The organism is Pleomorphovibrio marinus, from assembly GCF_003347495.1.
GTDB classification, from domain to species: Bacteria; Bacteroidota; Bacteroidia; order Cytophagales; family Cyclobacteriaceae; genus Pleomorphovibrio; species Pleomorphovibrio marinus.
Map to the genome: position 1 here is coordinate 774,776 of NZ_QCXY01000002.1, position 10,651 is coordinate 785,426.

Genomic DNA, 10,651 nt, shown 5'->3' on the forward strand with positions numbered 1-10,651 from the left:
CCTGGGTGTCTGTCCTATATTTTATCTAAGGTTAATTATCCTCTCCCCTAAGTTTGATTACTGCCCCGTCCAAGAGTTCTGAAATCCTGATTTGGCAGGCTAGCCTGCTGGAGGGAAAATATTCCGGGAGGGCCTCCAATTGATCCAGTTCTGCATCTGTGGCATCGCCAAGTCCATCCTGACCTTGTAGGATTTCTACATGGCAAGTGGCACATAGCGCCATGCCCCCACAGGTAGCTAAAACGGGGTATTCGGAGGCTTTTAGAACTTCCATCAAACTCAGTCCCATATCGTCTGGGGCCTCAACATTTTGACGGTTTCCTTCTTGGTCTTCGACTGTAAAATTTATCATGATGCAAAACTAATATTAAAATGCATTCACACCATTCACAGTAGTATATTTAAAGCTTAATTTTTGGTCAGGATATACATACTTAAAGGCGGAGTGCATCATTATGGCAGCTTCGTGGAAACCACAAAGTATCAATTTCAGTTTTCCCGGGTAGGTATTGATGTCCCCAATGGCATAAATTCTCTCCACACCTGTAGAATAATCCCTTGTATCTACCTCTATGGCATTTTTATCAATAGTCAGTCCCCAATCTGCAATGGGACCCAACTTGGGGCTTAAACCAAATAAGGGAATAAGGTAATCCGTGTTGATTTTTATTTCTGATTTGGCCTTGTCCACCAAAGTCACAGAGTCCAAATGCCCATTTCCACCCAGCTCCTTTAGGTTAGCCGACAGAATTAGGTCTATCTTTCCCTGATTGGCCATGTCAAATACCTTTGCGGCTGAATCTGGCGCACCTCTAAAAGTCTCGTTTCGGTGTACAAGGGTCACTCTTTTGGCCACTTCAGAAAGATAGATAGCCCAGTCCAAAGCGGAGTCTCCTCCTCCTGCAAGGATTACATTTTTGTCCCTGAAAAGCTCTGGGTTTTTTACCATATAAGTTACCCCTTTGCCTTCAAATTGCTCCAATTTTTCCAAGGCAGGCTTCCTGGGCTCAAAACAGCCTAAGCCACCGGCGATCAAGATCACCTGAGCATGAACTTGGGTTTTGTCGTTGGTGGTGATCACAAAGGAGCCATCTTCTTGTTTACTGAGGTGATCCACCCTTTCGCCCAAAGTAAACGTGGGTTTGAAGGGTTTTATCTGATCCATCAGGTTATCTACCAACTCCTGGGCCTTTATTTCGGGATAACCAGGAATATCATAAATCGGCTTCTGTGGATATATCTCCGAAAGCTGACCTCCCACCTGAGGCAATGCATCAATCAGATGGCAACGCATCTTCAACAATCCTGCTTCAAATACTGCAAACAATCCGACCGGACCGGCCCCAATAATGCAAATGTCAGTAGTAATCATGATGTTTTTATAAATTTAGGTCTTACCTTTTTTTCGATTTTAGTTTGTATAACTACTATTCGTGTAACAACTAATTTAAGCGATGTTCTGTTCAGGCTTCCAGGTTTTTATAAATGGTGTTTAATATCCTTTTGAATTCGAAGAAATCCTCCTCATTTAAGTTTCTCCATGCTTTCTGCCTGATGTGCGAAACCTGTGGCTTTAGCTCTGCCACCTTCTCCTTTCCTGCATCAGTCAAAGTCAACCTGAAACTTCTACGATCCTGCGGATGTGGGTTTCTCTCCACATATCCCTTTTTGCACAGTATGTCCACAATCCTCGTCAAGGTGGGATGATCCTTAAACACCAATTGGGCCAATGCCGTCTGGCTTAAGGAGTCGTTTTCCGACAGGTTCTTCATAACTAACCATTGATCCACCGTGACATCGAATGCCTGCTGTTTGAATTTCTGCTGTGCGTATTGCTTTACTCGCCTCGCAGTACGGTCCAGTAGAAACGAATACCTGCTGAATTGTTCGTATGTCATGCCAATAATTAGTAAGGCAAATATAAGTATAAAAATGTATTCGAAGCAACAAACTCTACAAAGTTTATAGGTTTTGTTGAAAATAAATTCTACTGTCAACAATTCTTATATCTTTGTTGGTCAAAAGAAAGCTTATGGAAATAAATCTCAAAGGGTTGAATGCAGTGGTAGGTGGCAGTACCCGGGGTCTTGGGCTGGCCATCGCAAAACAGCTCGCTACCTGCGGTGCAAATGTAACATTGCTTGCCAGAAACCCTGAAAAACTTAAAATTGCAAAGGCTGAATTATCTCAAAATGGTTCTCAAAAGCACGGTGTCCTTGAAGTGGACTTTCATGACTTTGAGGGTTTTAAGATAAAAACCACCAACTACTTCAAGAAGCAAACAGTAGATATTCTGGTGAATAACACCAACGGCCCCGGTGCGGGCACGGTAACGGAAATGGAAATACCGGATTACCAGAAGGCCTTCGACCTGCTTTTTAAGAGCTATCACCATCTGGCTCATCTGTTCTTGGATGGAATGATCAAAAAGGGAGTTGGTAGGATCATCAATGTTTCCTCCAGCTCAGTAAAGGAACCCATTCCAAACCTGGTGCTTTCCAACTCCATAAGAATGGCAGTGATCAGTTGGGCAAAGTCTCTGAGTCGTGAAGTAGGTCCGCATGGGATCACCGTAAACAATATCCTTACCGGATCTTTTGACACAGAGAGGATACAGGAGATTATGGGCGCACAAGCCGAGAAACAAGGCGCTTCCTTGGAGGAGTTGATGCAGGCAAAGATGGAAAAAATCCCTGCGGGAAGGCTGGGAAATCCCGAGGAGTTTGGCTATTTGGTGGCTTTTTTGGCCAGTCCTTTTGCTGCTTATATCAATGGGACAAATATTCCCATCGATGGAGGTTATTTAAACAGCTTATAAAAAAAAGGCTGTTTCAAAAAAGCAGCCTTTTTTAAAAATCTGAACCTTGGTATATTACTGATGCTTAGCCTGGTATCTTTCAATATGGTTTTCCACAGGGCTAAGTGTGCGTAGAAAAGCAAAAATAGCTTTTAAGTCCTCTTCTTTCATTCCTGCATACATGGCCCAAGGCATGATGGTTTGCATGTCCCCCTGTGAAATCTTGTGGAGTTGATCATGGTTCTGGAAGGATTTAAACCGCTGTACGAACATTTCCTCAGACCAATTTGCCAAACCGCTGCTATGTGGGGTAAGGTTAGAGGAGGTGAGTATGGCATCAGGGAACTCAAAACTTCTGCCTCCTGCCAGCCAATCCCCTGTATATGCGCCATCCTCAAACTTGGTATGGCAATCCCCACAGGCACCTGCGGTGACTAGGTATTTGCCATAGGCCACTTGGTCAGCTGGATCCGGCTTTTTAGTAAGGTTTGCCTTTTTGGGAAGAGTACGCATGATCAGGTTAAAGGGGAAATCGGCTTTTGATTCAGGATGATTCGTTTCCACAGGCTCCAGGGTGCGGATAAATGCAATCACTGCATCTATGTCTACGGAATCCAATTTCCCGTAGCTTTCATATGGCATCACAGGGAATATTGGGTCTCCATTTTTATCCACTCCCGTGGTAATCAATCGAAATAATTCCCCATCCGTCCAATCACCGATACCGAAAGGGGTGATATTTTTCGAAACAAACACCCCGGGGAAACCCATGCTATGATCAAACAGCTCTCCTCCCGCACCAATCGTGGACGGGATAGGAGGACCACTAAAAGTGGAAAAGTCGCGTTGTGCGTGGCAATCCATGCACATCATCACATGGTAGGCCAGGTACCTTCCATGTTCTACTTTTTCAGGGGTAATGCTCACCTGGTAATTTTCCGGAGCAGATCCCACATTGGGCAAAGCCAAGGAGATATATCCAGCCGCGACAATTACCAATATGGCCAAGGCAGCAATAATCCCAATACCTATTTTTGTAACCTTCTTCATAGTGTTGATATTTTTTTCAAAAGTCACAATTTAGGCTACCATTCGCATCACCCATTTGGGTGATTTTTAGATTATTCCTTCATAATTTTAGGGTATGTAAGAGGCAAAAGGGAACCTTGCGGTCTAAATCCTCTAGTGGAGACTAATAGTGTAACCACTTTATCTTTATGGATAGGTAGCTGGGAATAGAAAATGATTTTATCTTAAAAAATCTGGCAGAAAGCATACCCAACATACTATTATTAAAAAACTATCCGAGAATAGGCATTAACTCCGAATCCTGTGCAGCAGGGAAGTCCTGTTGTTCACTTCTGCTTTCACGTAGATATGTTTGAGATGGGTTTTAACCGTGTTCTCGCTTACACAAAGTTCTTTGGCAATTTTCTGGTTGCTCAGGCCCTTTTCCACCAACAAGACGATTTCCCATTCCCTAGGCGTAAGGGGACTGGGGAGGTTTTTATTGACATTTTCCAAGACCAGGGACTTTAGCCCTTTATTCGATGAACGGAGGTGGCTTTGTGGGCTATTTTTGGAGGAGCCATTTTTGTTTTCAGATTGGTTGAAGCTTATAACGGGGATAGGCAATGGCGTTTTCTTTAATAGCCATGTGCCTAGCAGGATAACACTCAGAAGTGCACTGCTAATAACGATGCCCCTGCTGGTCCTTTTTTCCTGTACCAGTTGGGCAAACTGTCTTTGGATAAGGTTTTCTTTTTCAGTGGCCTTTCCACTGTAAGCAATAGCAGAATCCAAGTTTTCCATCTCTTGAAAATAGGCCATATCCCGCAGAGCCCAAGCCATGTTGGTGTCCTTTTCCAGGGAGAGGATCCCTATCCGTAAATTATCCAATAGATCCTGTTGGCATACCGCAGGAAAGCTTAGGTGCCAATAAAAAAAGCCAATGCAAAGCACTATTTTATTCATAACATACCCCTTAAGTTTGGTTTAATATCCCTAATACCCCAATTCAAAAAAAATAGAGAGGCAACTAATCCTTGCTGCTGATCCAAGGTAACGAAATTTAAAGTTTTACAAAAATTAATCGGACAATATCTTTATTCTCTTTTTTTCAATGTTGCAGTAAAAAAAACCGTAAATGTTCAAAAGACTCAAAATATTGAGTCTTTCCATGAATTGCAATTTGTATAGAAAATGGGTTATCTTCTAAATGGAAGGATTCAATGGCAGAATGTGGTATTTTTCTAAGGAAATTTTTTGCCCATTTTTGGTATTTCGGAGAACCGGTGAAGGGGGGTAACCTGGAACTTTTAGCAGAAAATAATTTTCCTGTTTCCCTGTCCAGAGCCAGGCTTCCAGTAGGCAGGAGCAAGTCTAGTTTTCCCTGTATCAACAAGTCCTCCGGGGGGCCACCTATCATCTCCTGTTGGGGGGGCATTAGCCACAATTGGTCACTGTTTTCAAGGGCTTGGTCCAGGTCATGAGTAACCATCAGTATGGCTTTGCCGGAAATTTGTGCTAGCCTCCTGAGCAAATGAATAATTTCCCATCGGTTTGCCAAATCCAAGTGGGCAGTGGGTTCGTCAAGAATCAGGATGTCACCGTCCTGTGCCAAGGCCCTGGCAATCATTGCAATTTGGATCTGGCCATCACTCAACTCCCCCATTCTTCTTTTTCTTAGGGGTTCTATTTTGGTGAGGCGAATAGCGGTATCGATTTTCTTCTTGTCCTGTTGGCTGAGTACTCCTAGCCACCCGGTATGGGGGATCCTACCCAGTCCCACGAGTTGTTCCACGGTAAGGTTTCCACCTGGCGGCCTTTCGGTAAGCACTATGGCAATGGTTTTTGCCAATCGCTGCGAACTGTATTTCTCTAGCGGTTGGTTGAAAAGCTTGATGTCTCCACTGATGGCAGGCAGAATACCCAATATGGTTTTTAAAAGGGTGGACTTCCCCACTCCGTTGGGACCCAGGATACAGGTTAACAGGCCTTTTTCCAAGTTGAAATTAAGGTCTTTGGCCACTGTCAACTTCTTTTTGCCTTGATGATATCCGATGGAGAGGCCATTTGCCTGGAGAATGGTTCGATATGCTTCCATTAGAATTCTTTGCTGAAGTTTCTTCTTACAATAAGCCAAATGACAACCGGAGCTCCCAGTAGGGAGGTGATTGCGTTGATAGGCAAAACGCTTGCAGTGCCGGGTAGATGGCTCAGGCTGTCACACGCCAGAAGGATGATGGCTCCCAACAAGGCAGCACCTGGAAACAGGATCTTGTGATCAGTAGTTTTTAGAATTAGCCTCGCAATATGCGGCACTGCTATACCTATAAACGCAATGGGACCACAAAAGGCCGTAGTACTTCCTGTTAGTAAACCTGTACTTACTATCATCGTCCATTTTAACCTTCCCACATTTATCCCAAGGCTTTGAGCATAGTTCTCTCCAAGTAGCATGGCATTGAAGCTCTTGGCAACTAAAAAAACTGGAATAAGGCCTATCAAGGTGGCCCAACCAAAGAGTTGTAACTGAGGCCAGGTGGTAGCTCCAAGGCTTCCAAGAGACCATACGGTGTACATTTTAAGCTTTTCCGCCGCAGCAAAATACGACAACAAGGCCACCAATGCAGATGCCAGACTTCCAAACATTAGGCCAACAATAAGCAAAGTCATGCTGTCCTTTACCCTCCAGGCCGTAAAGCTGACAATGGCCAAAACCCCTATAGCTCCTAGAGCTGCAGCCAAAAACAAGACCCAGCCATCTGTCATCCCCCATAAGTTCCAGCCCAGTGCCGTTCCGGCCATCAAAGTAATGGCAACCCCCAAGCCAGCACCCGAGCTTACACCCAGGACATAAGGGCCCGCCAAGGGGTTTCGGAAGTAGGTTTGCATTTGTAACCCACTTATGCTAAGGTTTATGCCGACTAAGATGGCGGTAATGGACTTTGGCAACCTATATTCCACGATTATAGTCTCCCAAGAAGATCTAGGGAAATCCTCTCCCCACAATCTTGCCCAAATGGCCTCTACCGGAATGGATACAGGACCATAACTCAGGCTAAGTCCCCAAAGGAGCACCAAAACGATCAGTCCTAAGACGAAACTCAAAGTGAGGTTGACGTTCATATCACAAAGCGGTATAAAAATACAGTGAATGCTCAGGGAGCAAATGGGGATGAAAGATCTTGATTAAATCTTTGAGCACCAAGTCAGGCCTCATATATCCTTCCTCAAAATACATAAGCCCCCCAGTTTCCCCCTTTTTTGCCGTATAGGTATAAACTTTTCTTTTTTTAAAGGCTTTGAAAGCAGCATATCGGTGGTTGGATTTCTCCATCTCCTCTAAACTGACATGATCTGCTGCACCTATCCAAAAATCCGCCTCCAAGGCCCTGTCCAGCACAAACTCGTAGCTCAATTCAGTACTGCCTTTCCGCTTTTGATCCTTGAAGAGATAATCTCCCCCTGCCTTTTCTAATAGGTCTGCAGCCCATGAATCCCCCCCTGGGGCGTACCAGATATCTTGGTACATCACCCCTGAAAGGACACTGGGCCTTTGGAGCTGTTTTTCTTCGGCCACTGCCCGTAAAGCCCTCTGGTACTCCTCCTTTATGGTGTTGAAGACGCTGTCTGCTTTTGCCTCCTGTCCAGTCAGCGCACCGGTAAGTTTTATCCACTCCGCCCTACCAAGCGGATGCCTCTCCAGGTACTCCCCGTTCAGGACGGCGGGAACCCCCGCCCTTTGGCACAGCTCCACTAATTTGGGGTCATCCCCTAAGCTGGAGACCATTACCCAATCCGGCTCCAAATCCAAAAGTAGCTCTGCATTGGGCAGTGGCCCTTTTCCCAGTTCCTGAATTTTGCCCTCTTCTATGCGTTCCCGGATGCTAGCTGTGGAAACCAAATCCAGATTTGGAAAACCAGCCAATAATTCGGGGACACCCAACATGTCCAAATGGGGCACTTGGGAGGTGCTGGTGAGCACGATTTTTTTTATCGGAAAATGGATGATGGCATCTACTTCAAGGGCGTCTGGCACCTCGGTATGCCCTTCCAACACTAGATAGGTAAAAGGGGCATGCTCCTTGGCAAACGCCCTATGTACCTCGATTAAAGTAAGATTACCCTTCTTTTTTATGGTGAAACCATCGGCGAATTCAACTTTGGTGGCTATCCATGCTCCGGATTCTGAAAGTTTTTTTTCCTCTTGACAGGAAAAAAGCAAAAAGAAGGGCAGAGAAATGACAAAAAGATAAGTCCTGTACATATTTTGAATTGGTCTCCCAAAATAAGCCAAAGTGAAGTCTAAATCCAAAACCTATTTACGCAATGGTCTAGTTATGGATTCCATCCCTCTACTTCACCAATCAAAAGAATAATAGGCATTATATAAAATTTAAGGTTTATCCTTCAGATTAAATCTTCAATTTCCGAGTCTCAATTAACAATGATAGCCCATAGATGTACCTTTCATTTTTCCGAATGACTGAATGGTTTAGATCCGATTTTCCTTCTGTTTGGGCTTATCTTTTCTTCCTGATGTTGTGTGTTGCGTGCCATTCCCCGGATTGGGAATGGAGGGAGTATCACGGAGGGCCAGATAGGAACCATTATTCCCCACTGGATCAAATCAACCGAAAAAACGTACAGATGTTGCAACCTGCCTGGGTGTACCATACAGGAGACTCAGGGCAAATGCAAACTAACCCCATAATAGTGGATGGAGTCCTGTACGGTATGACGGCAAGTGCCCTTCCCTTTGCCATTGATGCCGCTACGGGAGAGGAAAAGTGGAGTTTGCCTCCAGGGGACCGTGTTCAGTTCAGCACCAGCCGGGGGCTGGCCTACTGGCAAAAAAAGGGAGACAAAAGAATACTTTATACCAATGGGGAATGGCTTTATGCTCTCAACGCAGAGGATGGGAATCCAGTAATGGATTTTGGAGAGAAGGGAAAGGTAAGTCTCAAATCAGGCCTCGGTCCCAAAGCAAAAGAAAAAATGGTGCTTTCCAATACCCCGGGTACTGTTTTCGAGGATCTGATCATAATGCCTACCAGGGTAGCGGAAGACCATAATGCAGCATTGGGTCATATCCAGGCATTTAATGTACAAACGGGTAAATTGGAGTGGGTTTTTCATACCATCCCCCGTCCCGGTGAATACGGTTACGATACCTGGCCCCCCGAAGCGTATCTAAATCAGGGTATCGGAGGAGCCAATAACTGGGCAGGAATGGCTGTGGACAGGGATAGAGGGATCGTATATGTGCCTACGGGATCCCCGGCACCTGATTTCTATGGAAAAGACCGTGTAGGATCCAACTTGTTTGCCAATACGCTATTGGCACTAAATGCCAAGACTGGGGAAAGGATTTGGCATTTTCAATTTGTACACCACGATATTTTAGATATGGACCTGCCTGCGCCCCCCAATCTGCTGACGGTAAATAGAGATGGGAAGGGCATTGATGCAGTGGCACAGGTGACTAAACATGGATATGTGTATCTGTTTGATAGAGAATCTGGGGAGCCCTTGTTTCCTATTGAGGAAGTCCCAGTGCCCCCTTCCACTATTCCAGGGGAGCAGGCTTGGCCCACACAACCACTACCGAAAAAACCTGCACCTTATTCCAGACAAGAAATTACCCCTGAGGAAATCAGCCCCTATGCAGAGAACCGGGAGGAATTGTTGGACCTACTGAAAAACAGTGGCTACCAGGGTCCTTTTACCCCTTTAAATGAAGCGGGCATGTTGGTGTTTCCCGGCTTGAGTGGTGGTGCTCTTTGGGGTGGTGCAGCTGTGGACCAACAGGGAGTAATGTATATCAATAGCAATGAAATGGCCAGGTATATGGGGATTGGGCCAAGTGAAGAATCTGCATCCTTAAAGGGTGTTTCATTGGGGGAACAGCTCTACAGGAGAAACTGCGTGGCCTGCCACGGGGTGGATTTGAAAGGACAGGCGGGCACAGAGTACCCCCCACTTCAAGACCTGTCCTTGAAAATGGACAAACAAAACGCCAAAGCCCTCATCAGAGGTGGAAAAGGAATGATGCCTTCTTTCACTCACCTATCCGATTCGGAAATGGGGGCGATACTGGATTTTCTTTGGGGAGAAGACAAGGTGGACAGTGGGGAACCGGGAATAGGCGCGTCAGTTACCTCTTCCGGTGAACCGGAATATGTCATAAACCGATACAGCAAATTTTTGGACAGCAAGGGATATCCTGCCATCAGTCCTCCCTGGGGCACCTTAAACGCGATAGACCTAAATAGCGGGGAGTTTCTTTGGAAAATACCCTTCGGGGAATATCCCGAACTTGTGGAAAAAGGCATACCTCCTACAGGTTCGGAAAGCTTTGGGGGCCCATTGGTTACCGAAGGCGGCATTTTGATGATTGCCGGCACGGCTGACGGGAAATTCCGGGCCTATGACAAGGGAAATGGGGAATTGCTGTGGGAATACATGCTACCTGCCCCTGGGTTTGCCTCGGCAAGTACTTATTCAGTAAATGGGGTACAATATGTGGTGGTTGCCTGTGGTGGAACCCGAATGGGCACCAAAAAAGGGGATGCCTACCTTGCTTTTAGACTGGGAGGGGATTGACGCTGTACGTTTCTCGAAATTTGCAATTTCGAGAACAGATAAAGCGGATTTGTAATCCCCATTCCGCGTACTCGGGTTACTTACTTTAGGTCACTGGAGACCTTTCCACAACGAAAGTCAAGGCTGTCCCAGATCTTAGCGATGGGTTTAGTTTTTCTGATGATATATGAATTCAGACAATCCCCCCTCTCTCAGTCTCTCAGTCTTTAAGTCCCTTAGTCCCTCACCCATAATAAATTACTG

The 10,651-nt window shown here is 45.5% G+C and carries 10 protein-coding genes; 2 read left to right on the forward strand and 8 right to left on the reverse strand.

Features of this window, described 5'->3' with window-relative positions; translation table 11 throughout:
* Nucleotides 1–31: 31 nt before the first annotated feature.
* From DB520_RS09200 to DB520_RS09210, 3 genes are all read right to left on the reverse strand, one after another.
* Nucleotides 32–352, reverse strand: coding sequence for a 2Fe-2S iron-sulfur cluster-binding protein (locus DB520_RS09200; protein ID WP_114749381.1), 321 nt, complete (start codon nucleotides 350–352; stop codon nucleotides 32–34).
* 15 nt (nucleotides 353–367) lie between these two features.
* Entirely contained in the window at nucleotides 368–1,372 is a 1,005-nt protein-coding gene (locus DB520_RS09205) for an NAD(P)/FAD-dependent oxidoreductase (protein ID WP_114749382.1), read from the reverse strand.
* Nucleotides 1,373–1,463: 91 nt separating this feature from the next.
* Nucleotides 1,464–1,898 carry a MarR family winged helix-turn-helix transcriptional regulator gene (locus DB520_RS09210; protein ID WP_114749383.1) on the reverse strand — a complete coding sequence of 145 codons (435 nt, stop codon included), beginning with the start codon at nucleotides 1,896–1,898 and terminating at the stop codon, nucleotides 1,464–1,466.
* A 134-nt stretch (nucleotides 1,899–2,032) separates the two neighbouring features.
* On the opposite strand from DB520_RS09210, the gene DB520_RS09215 reads away from it, so the two are divergent.
* Complete coding sequence (locus tag DB520_RS09215; RefSeq protein ID WP_114749384.1) at nucleotides 2,033–2,818, forward strand: SDR family oxidoreductase; 786 nt, start codon at nucleotides 2,033–2,035, stop codon at nucleotides 2,816–2,818.
* Between the two features lie 54 nt (nucleotides 2,819–2,872).
* Here DB520_RS09215 and DB520_RS09220 read toward each other — a convergent pair whose 3' ends face one another.
* The 5 genes from DB520_RS09220 to DB520_RS09240 form a co-directional block, all read right to left on the reverse strand.
* On the reverse strand, nucleotides 2,873–3,847 hold the full coding sequence (locus DB520_RS09220; protein WP_114749385.1) for a c-type cytochrome: 975 nt from the start codon (nucleotides 3,845–3,847) through the stop codon (nucleotides 2,873–2,875).
* Nucleotides 3,848–4,114: 267 nt separating this feature from the next.
* Complete coding sequence (locus tag DB520_RS09225; RefSeq protein WP_198675274.1) at nucleotides 4,115–4,771, reverse strand: response regulator transcription factor; 657 nt, start codon at nucleotides 4,769–4,771, stop codon at nucleotides 4,115–4,117.
* 145 nt (nucleotides 4,772–4,916) lie between these two features.
* A complete protein-coding gene (locus DB520_RS09230; RefSeq protein WP_114749386.1) occupies nucleotides 4,917–5,903 on the reverse strand; it encodes an ABC transporter ATP-binding protein in 987 nt (328 codons plus the stop codon).
* Nucleotides 5,903–6,928, reverse strand: a complete 1,026-nt coding sequence (locus DB520_RS09235) for an iron ABC transporter permease (RefSeq protein ID WP_114749387.1) — start codon at nucleotides 6,926–6,928, stop codon at nucleotides 5,903–5,905. The genes DB520_RS09230 and DB520_RS09235 overlap by 1 nt, the downstream gene beginning before the upstream one ends.
* Before the next feature lies 1 nt (nucleotide 6,929).
* The gene (locus DB520_RS09240) at nucleotides 6,930–8,069 is read right to left on the reverse strand and encodes an ABC transporter substrate-binding protein (RefSeq protein ID WP_114749388.1); all 1,140 of its coding nucleotides are present in this window, start codon (nucleotides 8,067–8,069) and stop codon (nucleotides 6,930–6,932) included.
* Between the two features lie 194 nt (nucleotides 8,070–8,263).
* Here DB520_RS09240 and DB520_RS09245 point away from each other — a divergent pair, with 194 nt between their 5' ends.
* Nucleotides 8,264–10,408: an outer membrane protein assembly factor BamB family protein gene (locus tag DB520_RS09245; RefSeq protein ID WP_232834897.1), complete on the forward strand. Its 2,145-nt coding sequence runs from the start codon at nucleotides 8,264–8,266 to the stop codon at nucleotides 10,406–10,408.
* The last annotated feature ends 243 nt before the right edge of the window (nucleotides 10,409–10,651 follow it).

Excerpts from the sequence above, each read along its gene's own strand:
- DB520_RS09230 (WP_114749386.1), bottom strand. The coding sequence starts at position 5,903 with ATGGAAGCATATCGAACCATTCTCCAGGCAAATGGCCTCTCCATCGGA.
- DB520_RS09225 (WP_198675274.1), bottom strand. The coding sequence starts at position 4,771 with ATGAATAAAATAGTGCTTTGCATTGGCTTTTTTTATTGGCACCTAAGC.
- DB520_RS09215 (WP_114749384.1), top strand. The coding sequence starts at position 2,033 with ATGGAAATAAATCTCAAAGGGTTGAATGCAGTGGTAGGTGGCAGTACC.
- DB520_RS09200 (WP_114749381.1), bottom strand. The coding sequence starts at position 352 with ATGATAAATTTTACAGTCGAAGACCAAGAAGGAAACCGTCAAAATGTT.
- DB520_RS09245 (WP_232834897.1), top strand. The coding sequence starts at position 8,264 with ATGTACCTTTCATTTTTCCGAATGACTGAATGGTTTAGATCCGATTTT.
- DB520_RS09235 (WP_114749387.1), bottom strand. The coding sequence starts at position 6,928 with ATGAACGTCAACCTCACTTTGAGTTTCGTCTTAGGACTGATCGTTTTG.
- DB520_RS09210 (WP_114749383.1), bottom strand. The coding sequence starts at position 1,898 with ATGACATACGAACAATTCAGCAGGTATTCGTTTCTACTGGACCGTACT.
- DB520_RS09205 (WP_114749382.1), bottom strand. The coding sequence starts at position 1,372 with ATGATTACTACTGACATTTGCATTATTGGGGCCGGTCCGGTCGGATTG.
- DB520_RS09240 (WP_114749388.1), bottom strand. The coding sequence starts at position 8,069 with ATGTACAGGACTTATCTTTTTGTCATTTCTCTGCCCTTCTTTTTGCTT.
- DB520_RS09220 (WP_114749385.1), bottom strand. The coding sequence starts at position 3,847 with ATGAAGAAGGTTACAAAAATAGGTATTGGGATTATTGCTGCCTTGGCC.